Source organism: Pseudomonas sp. HS6-2 (assembly GCF_049325675.2).
Lineage (GTDB): Bacteria > Pseudomonadota > Gammaproteobacteria > Pseudomonadales > Pseudomonadaceae > Aquipseudomonas > Aquipseudomonas putida_N.
Window position 1 is genome coordinate 5362172 of record NZ_CM143906.1, and the last position, 13745, is coordinate 5375916.

At 59.8% G+C, this 13745-nt stretch carries 10 protein-coding genes and 1 rRNA gene; 1 reads left to right on the forward strand and 10 read right to left on the reverse strand.

The annotated features are described in order from the left end of the window. Positions 1-21: 21 nt before the first annotated feature. The 10 genes from ACOKS3_RS25075 to mrcB all read right to left on the reverse strand — a co-directional run bounded on the left by ACOKS3_RS25075 (position 22) and on the right by mrcB (position 11911). Positions 22-1558: ribosomal RNA gene (locus ACOKS3_RS25075) — 16S ribosomal RNA — on the reverse strand. A gap of 500 nt (positions 1559-2058) precedes the next feature. After that, positions 2059-2670, reverse strand: coding sequence for a protein-methionine-sulfoxide reductase heme-binding subunit MsrQ (gene msrQ / locus ACOKS3_RS25080; RefSeq protein ID WP_103448965.1), 612 nt, complete (start codon positions 2668-2670; stop codon positions 2059-2061). Beyond that, complete coding sequence (gene msrP / locus ACOKS3_RS25085; protein WP_103448963.1) at positions 2670-3683, reverse strand: protein-methionine-sulfoxide reductase catalytic subunit MsrP; 1014 nt, start codon at positions 3681-3683, stop codon at positions 2670-2672. Before msrP ends, msrQ begins: the two co-directional genes overlap by 1 nt. A 79-nt stretch (positions 3684-3762) precedes the next feature. Further along, positions 3763-4605, reverse strand: coding sequence for a CDP-diacylglycerol--serine O-phosphatidyltransferase (pssA, locus tag ACOKS3_RS25090; protein WP_027917652.1), 843 nt, complete (start codon positions 4603-4605; stop codon positions 3763-3765). Positions 4606-4755: 150 nt separating this feature from the next. Then, on the reverse strand, positions 4756-5772 hold the full coding sequence (ilvC, locus tag ACOKS3_RS25095; protein WP_027917653.1) for a ketol-acid reductoisomerase: 1017 nt from the start codon (positions 5770-5772) through the stop codon (positions 4756-4758). A gap of 55 nt (positions 5773-5827) precedes the next feature. Beyond that, positions 5828-6319 carry an acetolactate synthase small subunit gene (gene ilvN, locus ACOKS3_RS25100; protein WP_003250040.1) on the reverse strand — a complete coding sequence of 164 codons (492 nt, stop codon included), beginning with the start codon at positions 6317-6319 and terminating at the stop codon, positions 5828-5830. 1 nt (position 6320) lies between these two features. Beyond that, positions 6321-8045, reverse strand: a complete 1725-nt coding sequence (locus ACOKS3_RS25105; RefSeq protein WP_422764524.1) for an acetolactate synthase 3 large subunit — start codon at positions 8043-8045, stop codon at positions 6321-6323. A gap of 407 nt (positions 8046-8452) precedes the next feature. Beyond that, on the reverse strand, positions 8453-8785 hold the full coding sequence (locus tag ACOKS3_RS25110; RefSeq protein WP_103448961.1) for a YqcC family protein: 333 nt from the start codon (positions 8783-8785) through the stop codon (positions 8453-8455). Beyond that, positions 8785-9573 (reverse strand): tetratricopeptide repeat protein, encoded by a 789-nt coding sequence (locus ACOKS3_RS25115; protein WP_103448959.1) that lies wholly within the window; start codon positions 9571-9573, stop codon positions 8785-8787. The genes ACOKS3_RS25110 and ACOKS3_RS25115 overlap by 1 nt, the downstream gene beginning before the upstream one ends. A gap of 16 nt (positions 9574-9589) precedes the next feature. After that, positions 9590-11911 (reverse strand): penicillin-binding protein 1B, encoded by a 2322-nt coding sequence (gene mrcB, locus ACOKS3_RS25120; protein ID WP_103448957.1) that lies wholly within the window; start codon positions 11909-11911, stop codon positions 9590-9592. A 117-nt stretch (positions 11912-12028) separates the two neighbouring features. On the opposite strand from mrcB, the gene ACOKS3_RS25125 reads away from it, so the two are divergent. Beyond that, entirely contained in the window at positions 12029-13591 is a 1563-nt protein-coding gene (locus ACOKS3_RS25125) for a bifunctional aminoglycoside phosphotransferase/ATP-binding protein (protein ID WP_422764523.1), read from the forward strand. Positions 13592-13745: the final 154 nt, after the last annotated feature.

The following is a 13745-nucleotide window of genomic DNA, read 5'->3' on the forward strand; positions in this document are numbered from 1 at the left end:
CAGCAGGCTGATGTCGTCGATTAAGGAGGTGATCCAGCCGCAGGTTCCCCTACGGCTACCTTGTTACGACTTCACCCCAGTCATGAATCACACCGTGGTAACCGTCCTCCCGAAGGTTAGACTAGCTACTTCTGGTGCAACCCACTCCCATGGTGTGACGGGCGGTGTGTACAAGGCCCGGGAACGTATTCACCGCGACATTCTGATTCGCGATTACTAGCGATTCCGACTTCACGCAGTCGAGTTGCAGACTGCGATCCGGACTACGATCGGTTTTGTGAGATTAGCTCCACCTCGCGGCTTGGCAACCCTCTGTACCGACCATTGTAGCACGTGTGTAGCCCAGGCCGTAAGGGCCATGATGACTTGACGTCATCCCCACCTTCCTCCGGTTTGTCACCGGCAGTCTCCTTAGAGTGCCCACCATAACGTGCTGGTAACTAAGGACAAGGGTTGCGCTCGTTACGGGACTTAACCCAACATCTCACGACACGAGCTGACGACAGCCATGCAGCACCTGTGTCAGAGTTCCCGAAGGCACCAATCCATCTCTGGAAAGTTCTCTGCATGTCAAGGCCTGGTAAGGTTCTTCGCGTTGCTTCGAATTAAACCACATGCTCCACCGCTTGTGCGGGCCCCCGTCAATTCATTTGAGTTTTAACCTTGCGGCCGTACTCCCCAGGCGGTCAACTTAATGCGTTAGCTGCGCCACTAAAATCTCAAGGATTCCAACGGCTAGTTGACATCGTTTACGGCGTGGACTACCAGGGTATCTAATCCTGTTTGCTCCCCACGCTTTCGCACCTCAGTGTCAGTATCAGTCCAGGTGGTCGCCTTCGCCACTGGTGTTCCTTCCTATATCTACGCATTTCACCGCTACACAGGAAATTCCACCACCCTCTACCGTACTCTAGCTTGCCAGTTTTGGATGCAGTTCCCAGGTTGAGCCCGGGGCTTTCACATCCAACTTAACAAACCACCTACGCGCGCTTTACGCCCAGTAATTCCGATTAACGCTTGCACCCTCTGTATTACCGCGGCTGCTGGCACAGAGTTAGCCGGTGCTTATTCTGTCGGTAACGTCAAAACAGCAAGGTATTAACTTACTGCCCTTCCTCCCAACTTAAAGTGCTTTACAATCCGAAGACCTTCTTCACACACGCGGCATGGCTGGATCAGGCTTTCGCCCATTGTCCAATATTCCCCACTGCTGCCTCCCGTAGGAGTCTGGACCGTGTCTCAGTTCCAGTGTGACTGATCATCCTCTCAGACCAGTTACGGATCGTCGCCTTGGTGAGCCATTACCCCACCAACTAGCTAATCCGACCTAGGCTCATCTGATAGCGCAAGGCCCGAAGGTCCCCTGCTTTCTCCCGTAGGACGTATGCGGTATTAGCGTTCCTTTCGAAACGTTGTCCCCCACTACCAGGCAGATTCCTAGGCATTACTCACCCGTCCGCCGCTGAATCAAGGAGCAAGCTCCCGTCATCCGCTCGACTTGCATGTGTTAGGCCTGCCGCCAGCGTTCAATCTGAGCCATGATCAAACTCTTCAGTTCAATACTGCTTGGGTTTTTAAGAAACCCTAAACTTGGCTCAGCAATCTCAAATGACTATGTGATTTCTCGCATGGCCACTTGTGATGCTGATAATCTTTGTGACTATCAGTCCGTACTCACAAGCACCCACACGAATTGCTTGATTCGATTTGTTAAAGAGCGTTTGGTTAAGAGCCTTTCGTCTCAACCGAGGCGCGCATTCTACGCTTTCCTCATTTCGTGTCAAGCGTTTATTTTGAAGTTTTTTCCGAGAAATTCGTTTAGCTTCAAACACTTGACTCACTGCGATCACTCGCTAGCGGGAGGCGAATAATACAGCGTTTAAAACCGCTGTCAACCTTCATCTCAACCGCTATCGACCTTTCGATCGAAGCCCCTCTAGCACCATCTTAACCACCTAACTCATTGAATCTCAAGGAGTTTGTCGTTCCGATGTCGCTGGAAGTGGGGCGCATTATAAGTGGATTCGAAAGCGCGTCAACTCTTTTTTCAAAAGCATTTCAAATCGCCCTCCCCTGCCTACCGGCAATCCTCGGCAGCACCCGTGAAACCACTGGGACCCGCATCAACATGAGCACAGCACCAATGGATGCATAAATAGCCCACTCTCTGAGATCCGAGCGAACGATCCACAGGAAGTGAAGCAGCCCCAGGCCAAGCACCCCGTACACCAACTTGTGCAGCTTCTTCCACCGCGCCCCCAGTCGCCGCTGGCTATAGCGATTCGAGGTAACCGCCAGCACCAGCAGCCCGAGAAAGCCGAGCGCACCGACAATAATGTAAGGCCGCTTGCGCAGCTCGACCGCCAACTGCCCCCAATCCAACCCAAGGATAAAGAACAGATAAGACAGGATGTGCAGCACGATGTAGGCAAACACCCACAGTCCTAGCTGCCGCCGCACGATGATCCAACCTGACCACCCCGTGAGTTTCTGCAGCGGCGTCATGCTCAATGTAACCAGCAGGAAGGTCAGCGCGCCAAGCCCAAGGCGATCCATCATGATCTTTCCAGGGTCTGGCCCCAGCAGGCTCATCGCAGCCTCATACAACCACCACACGGGGAACAGGCAGCCCACGACAAAGATGCCCAGTCGCAACCAGGGATAGCGCATCAATAGTTCTTCCGCAGATCGAGCCCGGAATACAGCGACGCCACTTCATCGGCGTAGCCATTGAACATCTGTGTCTGTCGTACATTGGGGCTGAACAGCCCGCTGGGCAAGCGCCGCTCGCGTGCCTGAGTCCAACGCGGATGGTCAACGGTCGGATTCACGTTGGCATAGAAACCATACTCATCCGGTGCCAGCCCCTGCCAGGTTGTCCCCGGTTGCTCGGCCACCAGACTGATTCGCACGATCGACTTGATGCTTTTGAAGCCGTACTTCCAGGGCACCACCAGACGTAACGGTGCACCATTCTGGTTGGGCAGCTCCCGGCCATACATCCCTACGGCCAGAATCGCCAGTGGATGCATCGCCTCATCCAGGCGCAAGCCTTCTCTATATGGCCAGTCGATCAGGGCAAAGCCCGAGCGCTGCCCAGGCATATGCTGCGGATCTTTTAGCGTCTCGAACCGTACATACCTCGCTTTCGAAGTCGGCTCGACCTGCTTGAGCACCTGCGCCAACGGAAAACCCAGCCAGGGAATGACCATCGACCACGCCTCGACACAACGCAGCCGGTAGATGCGCTCTTCAAGCTGATAAGGTTTGATGAAGTCTTCCAGCGCATAGCGCCCCGGCTTGCCCACCTCGCCGTCCACCACCACCGACCAGGGCTCGGTCTTCAGGCTATCGCCATTGGCGGCCGGGTCGCCCTTGTCGGGCCCGAACTCATAGAAGTTGTTGTAGTGAGTGGCATCCTTGAACGGCGTGATCGTCTCATCCTTGACCGTCACCGCCTGCCAGCGTGCGGCAGCGAGCTTGTCGGTGAACCAGCCTGGCGCTGCGCCGGGCGCCACATCGGCATAGCGCGACACATCAGCCGCACTCGCCCCACCCGGCAGCGCGCCCAGGGCCAGGCCGGCCAGAGAGCTACCGAGCAGAGTACGACGGGAAAGGTAGATGCCTTCGGGGGTGATCTCCGCTGTTTTGCAGTCGGAAGACCTGGGAAGCTTGATGAGCATGGTCGGCTCCACAGCACTGGATAACGGATGTACCAGTAAGACTATGGAGCCGGAGGGTTATTCCAGCATTAAATAATTATCACGCCTTGCGCCGACGCCCGCGCAGCAGGAACTGGATCGGCCCCGAAGCCGCATAGGCGAGGAAGATCAGCAGCAGGATGCGCGGCGGGTCGCTGAACACCACGGCAAACACCAGCACCACCGCGAGGATTGCCACGAACGGCACGCGCCCCTTGAGGTCCAGCTCCTTGAAGCTGTTGTACTTGATGTTGCTGACCATCAGCATGCCGGCAGCGGCAACCAGCAGCGCCACCAGGAACGACAGCTTGGAGCCCTGGATGCCGTAGTCGCTGAAGGCCCAGACGGTACCGGCGACCACCCCGGCGGCGGCCGGGCTGGCCAGGCCGATGAAGTAGCGTTTGTCGGCAGTGCCGACCTGGGTATTGAACCGCGCCAGACGCAACGCAGCACCGGCAACATAGATGAAGGCGACCATCCAGCCGACCTTGCCCATGTCACCCAGCGCCCAGCCAAAGGCCAGCAAGGCCGGGGCCACGCCGAAGGCGACCATATCCGACAGCGAGTCGTACTCGGCACCGAAGGCGCTCTGGGTATTGGTCATGCGCGCCACACGGCCATCCAGGCCGTCGAGCACCATGGCCACGAAGATCGCAATGGCAGCGAAGGCGAAATACTTGCTCGCCTCGCGTGGGTCACCAGCGCTCTGCGCACTCATCGAGCTGATGATGGAATAGAAGCCGGCAAACAGGTTGGCGGTAGTGAACAGGTTGGGCAGCAGATAGATGCCGCGATGGCGCACCTTGCGCCCTTCGGCGTCATGCCCTTCTTCAACGTGCTCATCGACAGGTAGCAGGCTTTCGGCGTCGGAGGGCTTGTTCGGCTCTTCGGGACGTTCGCTCATGGAGGGTACCTTGCAACAGGATGGAAAATGTTCGACACGGGCCCGCGAAACAGGTTCTGACGGCGAGCCACTGGTCTGCTTTATACCAGAAGCTGACTGCCAGAACGAAAAAACGCGGCCGAAGCCGCGTTTTTCATCTTTCGATAAGACTTAGTTCTTGGTCTTGTCGACGATTTTGTTAGCCGAGATCCACGGCATCATCGAACGCAGTTGCTCGCCGATGATTTCGATGCCGTGAGCGGCGTTGTTACGGCGCTTGGCGGTCATCGATGGGTAGTTGGTAGCACCTTCGGAGATGAACATCTTCGCGTACTCGCCGTCCTGGATGCGCTTCAGAGCGTTGCGCATAGCCTTGCGGGATTCTTCGTTGATGACTTCCGGACCGGTGACGTACTCACCGTACTCGGCGTTGTTGGAGATCGAGTAGTTCATGTTGGCGATGCCGCCTTCGTACATGAGGTCAACGATCAGCTTCAGCTCGTGCAGGCACTCGAAGTAGGCCATTTCTGGCGCGTAGCCAGCTTCAACCAGGGTTTCGAAACCGGCCTTGACCAGCTCGACGGTACCACCGCACAGAACAGCCTGCTCACCGAACAGGTCGGTTTCAGTCTCGTCCTTGAAGGTGGTTTCGATGATGCCGGTACGGCCACCACCGACGCCAGCGGCGTAGGACAGGGCGACGTTCTTGGCGTTGCCCGAAGCGTCCTGGTAGATAGCGATCAGGTCAGGGATGCCGCCGCCTTTGACGAACTCGGAGCGAACGGTGTGGCCCGGGGCTTTCGGCGCGATCATGATCACGTCGAGGTCGGCACGCGGAACAACCTGGTTGTAGTGAATCGAGAAGCCGTGCGAGAAGGCCAGGGTAGCGCCCTTCTTGATGTTCGGCTCGATCTCGTTCTTGTACAGCTGGCCCTGGAACTCGTCCGGGGTCAGGATCATGACCAGGTCGGCAGCAGCGACGGCGGTAGCCACGTCGGCAACTTTCAGGCCGTGGGCTTCGGCCTTGGCAACGGTAGCCGAACCTTTACGCAGACCGACGGTAACGTCTACACCGGAGTCCTTCAGGTTGCACGCCTGAGCGTGGCCTTGCGAACCGTAACCGATGATGGCGACTTTCTTACCCTGGATGATGGAAAGGTCGCAGTCTTTATCGTAGAAAACTTTCATGAAAATACCCCTGGTTATATCTCGGCCCCTGCGGAGCCATCGCTAATTTTTGAATTTAGATGCTGAGCACTTTGTCGCCACGGGCAATGCCGGTAACGCCGCTGCGCACGGTTTCGAGAATCGATGCGGTGCCGATCGCCTGGATGAAGCTGTCCAGTTTGTCGCTGGTGCCGCTGAGCTGCACGGTGTACACGCTGGCGGTCACATCGACGATCTGGCCACGGAAGATATCCGTGGTGCGCTTGATCTCGGCGCGCTGGGCACCGGTGGCCTTGACCTTGACCAACATCAGCTCACGCTCGATGTGAGCGCTTTCCGACAGGTCGACGAGTTTCACCACTTCGACCAGCTTGTTCAGGTTCTTGGTGATCTGTTCGATCACTTCGTCATGGCCAACGGTGGTCAGCGTCAGACGCGACAGGGTCGGGTCTTCGGTCGGCGCCACGGTCAGGCTTTCAATGTTGTAGTTGCGCTGGGAGAACAGGCCGACCACACGGGACAGAGCACCGGGTTCGTTTTCCAGCAGCAGGGAAATGATGTGCCGCATATCAGGTACGCTCCGTCTTGCTCAGCCACATGTCACGCATCGAGCCATCCTTGATCTGCATCGGATAGACGTGCTCGCTGCGGTCAACCGCGATGTCGATGAACACCAGGCGGTCTTTCATCGCAAACGCTTCTTCCAGCTTCGGCTTGAGGTCCTTCAGGCTGGTGATGCGGATACCTACATGGCCATAGGCCTCGGCCAGCTTGATGAAGTCAGGCAGCGACTCGACGTAAGAGTGCGAGTGACGACCGTTGTAGGCCATGTCCTGCCATTGGCGGACCATGCCCAGCACACCGTTGTTCAGGTTGACGATCTTCACCGGCAGGCCGTACTGCATGCAGGTGGACAGCTCCTGGATGTTCATCTGGATGCTGCCTTCGCCAGTCACGCAGGCCACGTCCTGGTCTGGGAAGTTGAGCTTGACGCCCATTGCCGCCGGGAAGCCGAAGCCCATGGTGCCCAGGCCACCGGAGTTGATCCAGCGGTTCGGCTTGTTGAAGCGGTAGTACTGCGCCGCGAACATCTGGTGCTGGCCAACGTCGGAGGTGACGAAGGCATCGCCATGGGTCACTTCGCACAGCGTCTCGATGACCTTCTGCGGCTTGATGACGTTGCCGTCGCCCTTGTCGTAAGGGAACAGTTCGCCATTGCCACGCCATTCGTCAATCTGCTTCCACCAGGCATCCAGCGCCACCTTGTCAGGCTGCTCGCCGATTTCCTTGAGGATGCCGAGCATCTCGCTGAGCACGCTGTCGACCGGGCCGACGATCGGCACGTCGGCCTTGATCATCTTGGAGATCGACGCAGGGTCGATGTCGACATGGATGATCTTGGCGTTCGGGCAGAACTTGGCCGGGCCGTTGACCACGCGATCATCGAAACGCGCACCGACAGCGAAGATCACGTCGGCATTGTGCATGGCCATGTTGGCGGTGAAGCTGCCGTGCATGCCGAGCATGCCGAGGAACTGGCGGTCAGTGCCCGGGAAGCCACCCAGCCCCATCAGGGTGTTGGTGACGGGCAGGTTCAGTGACTTGGCGATTTCGGTCAGCGCTTCGGAGCCACCGCCGAGAATCACACCACCACCGGCGTAGACGATCGGACGCTTGGCAGCCAGGAGCATCTCGGCAGCCTTGCGGATCTGGCCGGAGTGACCACGTACAGCCGGGCTGTACGAGCGCAGCTTGACCTTCTTCGGATAGACGTACTCGAACTTCTCGGCCGGGTTGGTCATATCTTTTGGAATGTCGACCACGACCGGGCCTGGACGACCGGATTGCGCCAGGTAGAAGGCTTTCTTGAGTACTTCAGGGATCTCGGTCGGGCTCTTGATCATGAAGCTGTGCTTCACGATCGGCCGCGAGATACCGATCATGTCGGTTTCCTGGAAGGCATCGGTGCCAACCATGGTGCTAGGCACCTGGCCGGACAGAATGACCATCGGAATCGAATCCATGTAGGCGGTGGCAATACCGGTAATGGCATTGGTCGCGCCCGGGCCGGAGGTTACCAGCACCACACCGGCCTTGCCGGTGGCGCGGGCGTAGCCGTCCGCCATATGGGTTGCCGCTTGCTCGTGACGAACCAGGATGTGTTCCACTTCCGGCTCTTTGAACAGCGCGTCGTAAACATGCAGGAGAGCACCACCAGGGTACCCGTAGATGTGCTTAACGCCTTCGTCACGCAAGAAGCGGACGACCATTTCAGCGCCAGATAAAAGCTCCACGTTGTTCACCTCTAAAACGCCAGAATACCGTCCCTAGTGGACGGGTCTTAATAGGTTTACTGCCAAGCAGAGCATGAGCGAACGTCAGCACTGACTGAGCAAGTATTGGGAGCTCCCCAGAGTGTTGCGGGGGGTTCCCACCCAGCGCGAGGTAACGCGTTGCGGGGTGTAACAGGCGGCGCGGGTATGCGCCTCATGATCTGCTTAGCGGGTCTGCTTCTGGCAGTCCCTCTACAGCGGAATCTGGATTCTTGTGATTTGGCGCCTACAAGTCAAGAAAAATTATTGCTAATTTTTCCACAAGATGAATTCCTGCCACCACTAAAAACCGAGTCAGAAGCAGAAAAAATAAGATTTCCATAAAAAAGGGCCACAATCTGCGGCCCTTGAAGGAAAAACTGAAGAAATCAGGCGGAAGGAGCAATCAATTGATCGAATGCTGCCAACAGCCGGCGTAGCTCGCGACTTTCTTCCGGACGACTGGTGAACACGGTCTCCGCCATCACCAGGATGCTTGAGGCATTGGGCAGCGGGTGGCCGAGCTCGATGATGATCTTCATGCGCGGCAGGAAGATCCACTGCAACCACTGCTCGAAACTGAGCGTGTCGACCGCGAACGGTACGGTACTGGCCAGCGCTTCGTCGCTGGGCGGCTCGTCATCCCACCAGCCCTGGACCTGCAACTCACGCTCGATGAGCAGCAGGTGGTCGGCGATATCGAGAATGCGTTGCTCGACCATCACGAATTGACCCGCGCTTTCTGCCGTGCCAGCGCGGCACCGGCGCTGTCACCCTGCTTCTCGCGGGCCAGGGCGATGGTGTTCCACAGCTCGGCCTGCAGGTCGGGGCGACCGTTGGCGTAGGTCAGCGCACGGCGGGCCAGTTGCTCGGCCTGGGGCGCGTCGCCTTGCGACAGGCGCACCTGGGCCAGGCGGAACAGCACCTGCGGCTCGCGCGGGGCGATACGCTGGGCACGCTCCAGGCTCGAGGCGGCACCATTGTAGTCACCGCTACCCTGCTGCGACTGGGCGGTGGTCAGCAGCGCCAGCACCGGGCCGTCGAGCTGTTCATCGGCCGACAGCCCACCGGAAGCCGCGTTGCTGCGCGGAATGCCGGTCGGTGCATTGGAAGCTGCCGGCGCGCTGCTCATCGAAGCGATATCGAACGGTTCGTCGGCGATCGGGTTGGGGTTGGTGGTCATCGGTGCCGAAGTGACAGGGCCGGGCGTGATCGGGCCGGTACTGATCGGCGCCGCGCCATTGCCTGCCGGGAAGGTCTGGATGCCAGCGGCACCGGCGCCTTGCGGAATCATCACGGTCACGCCCGAGTCCTCGGGCAGCGACTGTGCCTGCGCGGTGCCGTTGCTCATGCCCGCAGCCGAACGGTGGGCCTGGACACGCTCACTATTGGACACCCGGGTGCTCGAGTCCACCACCGGAATGTTGCCACGCTGCACGCTGGAGCAACCTTGGAGCACTACCAGCGCCGTCACGGCAGGAAACAGCCACTTGTTCAATTCACACCTCATCAATGCTGCTAAGGGCTCAGTTCATCCAGCCCTTGACCCAGTCCATGACCGACTCTACGGGATTCTGCTCGCCGCCGCAGGTCGCACCGGCGGGCGGTTCACTGCCGCGAATATACGGCATCTGCACGGCTCCCGGACAGCTTCTGTCAGAGCCGTGGCCGCTGTACGGATCGATCCACGCCTGCACCACGTTATCTGGCTGCGGCATGTCCAACGGCAACGGATCGGCCTTCTTCATGAAGCTGGTCCAGACCTGCAAGGCGCCGGTGGCACCGGTAAATGGCGTTTTGCCGTTATCGTCACGGCCCATCCACACCACAGCCAGCAGGTCCTGGCTGAAGCCGGAGAACCAGCTATCGCGCGAGTCGTTACTGGTACCGGTCTTGCCCGCCAGGGTCAGCGAGCTTGGCAGCACGTTGTAGACCGAGCGGCCGGTACCCTCACGCATCACCCGCTGCATGGCGTTCTGCACCAGGTAGATGGCACCTGGGTCGAAGGTCTGCTGGATCTGGAACGGGTAGCGCTTGAGCGGCTCGCCTTCGGCGGTGAGCACGCTGCGAATGCCACGCATCGGCGTGTTGAAGCCACCGTTGGCGATGGTCTGATACATGGTCGCGACCTGCATTGGCGACATGCCGCCAGCGCCCAGCAGCATCGCAGGGAAGGCTGGCCAGTCGACGTTGACGCCGAGGCGGCCGATGGTCTTGATCACGTTCGGCACACCCACTTCCAGGCCGAGTTTCGCGGTCGACAGGTTCAGCGAGTTGGCCAGCCCCTGGTACAGGTAGATCGTACCGTGCGAGCGGCGGTCATAGTTTTGCGGGCGCCACACCTGGCCGTCCGCCCCTTTGACCGAGAACGCCTCATCCTGCACCCAGGTGGTCAGGGTGTACTTGCTAGGCTGTTCCAGTGCGGTCAGGTAGACCGCCGGCTTGACCAGCGAGCCGATCGGTCGCACGGCATCTATGGCACGGTTGAAACCGGCAAAGCCGGACTGGCGGCTGCCGATCAGTGCCTGCACTTCGCCGGTTTCCGGGTTGGTCACGACCATCGCCGATTCCACTTCGTCGGCACCTTTGCGCCCGGACAAGCGCTTGAAGGTTTCGGCCATGGAGGTTTCGGCCTTCATCTGCAGGATCGGGTCGAAGCTGGTGAAGATGCGCAGGCCTTCTTCGGTCAAGTCTTCGTCGCGGTAGTCCTGGCGCAGCTGACGTTTGACCAGATCCAGGAAGGCCGGGAACGAGCTGTCGGCGAGGCTGCCGCGCTTGGTCACGCCCAGCGGCATCTTCTTCGCCGCATCGACTTCCGCCTGGCTGGCCACGCCCTGCTCGGCCACCAGGTCGAGCACCAGGTTGCGCCGCGCCAGCGCGCGATCAGGGTAGCGCCGCGGGTTGTAATAGGACGGCCCTTTGACCATGCCTACCAGCAAGGCGATCTGGTGCAGCTTCAGCTCCGACAGCGGCTGGCTGAAGAAGAACTGGCTGGCCAGGCCGAAGCCGTGCACGGCGCGCTGGCCATCCTGGCCGACGAACACTTCGTTCAGGTAGGCCTCGAGGATCTCGCGCTTGTCGTAGTGCATCTCCAGGAGCACGGCCATCATCGCTTCGGTCAGCTTGCGGCTGAGGCTGCGCTCGCTGGTCAGGTAGAAGTTCTTCACCAGCTGCTGGGTCAGGGTACTGCCGCCCTGGCGCATGGAACCTGCCGAGGTGTTGACCCACATGGCACGGGCGATGGACTTGGGTGACACACCGAAGTGACTGTAGAAGTCCCGGTCTTCGGTGGCGACCAGGGTCTCGAGCAGGTACGGCGGCACCTGGTCGATCTTGATCAGGATGCGGTCTTCGAGGTTCTTCGGGTAGATACCGCCGATCATCAGCGGTTCGAGGCGTACCACATCGAGTTTCTTGCCGTTGGCGCCGGCGAGATCTGCCACGTAGTCGCCAGAGAAGCGTACACGCACGAACTGCGCAGGCTCCATGCCCTCGTAGAACTGGAAACCACGGGTGTTGAGGTCGACGGTATTGCCGTTGACCGCTGCCGCACCCGGGCCGTTGGCCGCGCTTTCACGCCGGTAACCCAGGGCATCGAGTTCGGTGAGGAAGTCGCTCTTGCTCAGTTTCTGGCCACTGAACAGCTCCAGCGGCCGGGCATACACCTTGGCCGGGATGGTCCAACGCTTGCCGGAGAACTTCTCCTGAACGACAGCATCGAGGTAAACCGCGAAGCCAGCGACGATCACCAGGCCGACCAGGCTGAGCTTCAAGGCCCAGCCCAGCCAGGCGCGCGAGCGGCCGGTCGGGCGTTTCTGAGGGGTACGAGGATTTCGGGTTCGAGTCATGGCGGCGGATTATACGCACTTTACAAAGGGGAGGCAGGCGCCCTCTGGCGGTAGGCAGGGACGGCACCATTGACCATAATGGCGCTTTCGAATTCCCTGCCCCCGGAAGGATTTCTAGTGAGCCAAGCCTTGATCAACGCGTTGCAGAACCCAGCCCTGTACTCTCACCCCGTGGACGGGTTCCAGCTCATCGAGACGCACATCTCCTGGGTCCTGCTCACCGGCGAGTACGCCTACAAGATCAAGAAACCGATGAACTTCGGTTTCCTCGACTTCACCAGCCTGGACCAGCGCCAGCATTTCTGTAACGAAGAGTTGCGCCTGAACCAGCGCCTGACCAAGGGCCTGTACCTTGAAGTCCTGCCGATCACCGGCAGTGCCGAAGCGCCACAGATCGGTGGTGAAGGCGAAGCGATCGAATATGCACTTAAGATGTGCCAGTTCCCCCAGGGCCAGATGCTCAGCACCCTGCAGGCCAACGGCGAACTGAATACTAGCCACATCGACCAGATGGCCCGACAGATTGCCGAATTCCACCTGCTGGCACCGAAAGTGTCGCCGGAGCATCCGCTGGGTACCCCGGAAAGCGTGATGGCGCCGGTCGAGCAGAACTTCGAGCAGATCCGCCCGTTCCTCAGCGAAAAAGCCGACCTGCTGCAGCTGGACAACCTCCAGGCCTGGGCACGCAGCAGCTTCGAGCGCCTGCATGGCCTGCTGCAGGCGCGCAAGGCCAATGGCTTCATCCGTGAATGCCACGGTGACATTCACCTGGGCAACGCCACCCTGATCGACGGCAAGGTGGTGATCTTCGACTGCATCGAGTTCAACGAGCCGTTCCGCCTGACCGACGTCTATGCCGACGTCGGCTTCCTGGCCATGGACCTGGAAGACCGCGGCCTCAAGTGCCTGGCCCGTCGCTTCATCAGCCAGTACCTGGAGCTGACCGGCGACTACGCCGGCCTGGAGCTGCTGAACTTCTACAAGGCCTACCGTGCACTGGTGCGAGCCAAGGTTGCCCTGTTCAGCCTGTCGACCGATGCCGACGCCGTGCAGCGCGCCACCACCCTGCGCACCTACCGCAACTACGCCAACCTGGCAGAAAGCTACAGCGCCATCCCTTCCCGCCTGCTGGCAATCACCCATGGCGTATCGGCAGTAGGCAAGAGCCACGTGGCCATGCGCCTGGTCGAAGCGCTGGGCGCGGTTCGCGTGCGTTCGGATGTGGAACGCAAGCGCCTGTTCGGTGAACAGCAGGCACCAAACGCCGGTCAACTGGCGGCCGGCATCTATGACCAGGACGCCAGCGTGGCAACCTACGAGCGCCTGCACGAGCTGGCGGCGACGATCTTGCGTGCCGGTTTCCCGGTGGTGCTCGATGCCACTTACCTCAAGGCTGAACAGCGCCAGGCCGCCGCAGCCGTGGCCAACGCCACTGGCGTGCCATTCCTGATCCTCGACTGCCATGCCCCGGAAGCGGTGATCGCCAGCTGGCTGGAGCAGCGCCAGGCCGAGAACAGCGACCCGTCGGATGCCACGCTGGAGGTGGTCAAGGCCCAGCAGGCCAGCCGTGAGCCACTGGATGCCCAGGAACTAGCACTCAGCACCCGCATCGATACCCAGGAAGCCAGCGGCATGGACCAGGTGATCGACCAGATTCGCCAGCGTCTGCCAGGCCTGTAAGTTCGCTTTACACCTGTTCCGGCCTGTTGCCGGAACAGGTTCCGCCCCGGCCAGGACAGCTCGTCGTACCCGATGGCAAAAGGCCGCGCATTTCCCAAGCCCCGCTACACTCCTCTCAGACCTGCTCGCGATTTATCCCCCTAGACCCGTTCAG

Bases quoted from the DNA above. Each gene is read 5' to 3' on its own strand.
- ilvC (WP_027917653.1), bottom strand. From the start codon at position 5,772: ATGAAAGTTTTCTACGATAAAGACTGCGACCTTTCCATCATCCAGGGT.
- msrQ (WP_103448965.1), bottom strand. From the start codon at position 2,670: ATGCGCTATCCCTGGTTGCGACTGGGCATCTTTGTCGTGGGCTGCCTG.
- pssA (WP_027917652.1), bottom strand. From the start codon at position 4,605: ATGAGCGAACGTCCCGAAGAGCCGAACAAGCCCTCCGACGCCGAAAGC.
- msrP (WP_103448963.1), bottom strand. From the start codon at position 3,683: ATGCTCATCAAGCTTCCCAGGTCTTCCGACTGCAAAACAGCGGAGATC.
- ACOKS3_RS25110 (WP_103448961.1), bottom strand. From the start codon at position 8,785: ATGGTCGAGCAACGCATTCTCGATATCGCCGACCACCTGCTGCTCATC.
- ACOKS3_RS25115 (WP_103448959.1), bottom strand. From the start codon at position 9,573: ATGAGGTGTGAATTGAACAAGTGGCTGTTTCCTGCCGTGACGGCGCTG.
- mrcB (WP_103448957.1), bottom strand. From the start codon at position 11,911: ATGACTCGAACCCGAAATCCTCGTACCCCTCAGAAACGCCCGACCGGC.
- ilvN (WP_003250040.1), bottom strand. From the start codon at position 6,319: ATGCGGCACATCATTTCCCTGCTGCTGGAAAACGAACCCGGTGCTCTG.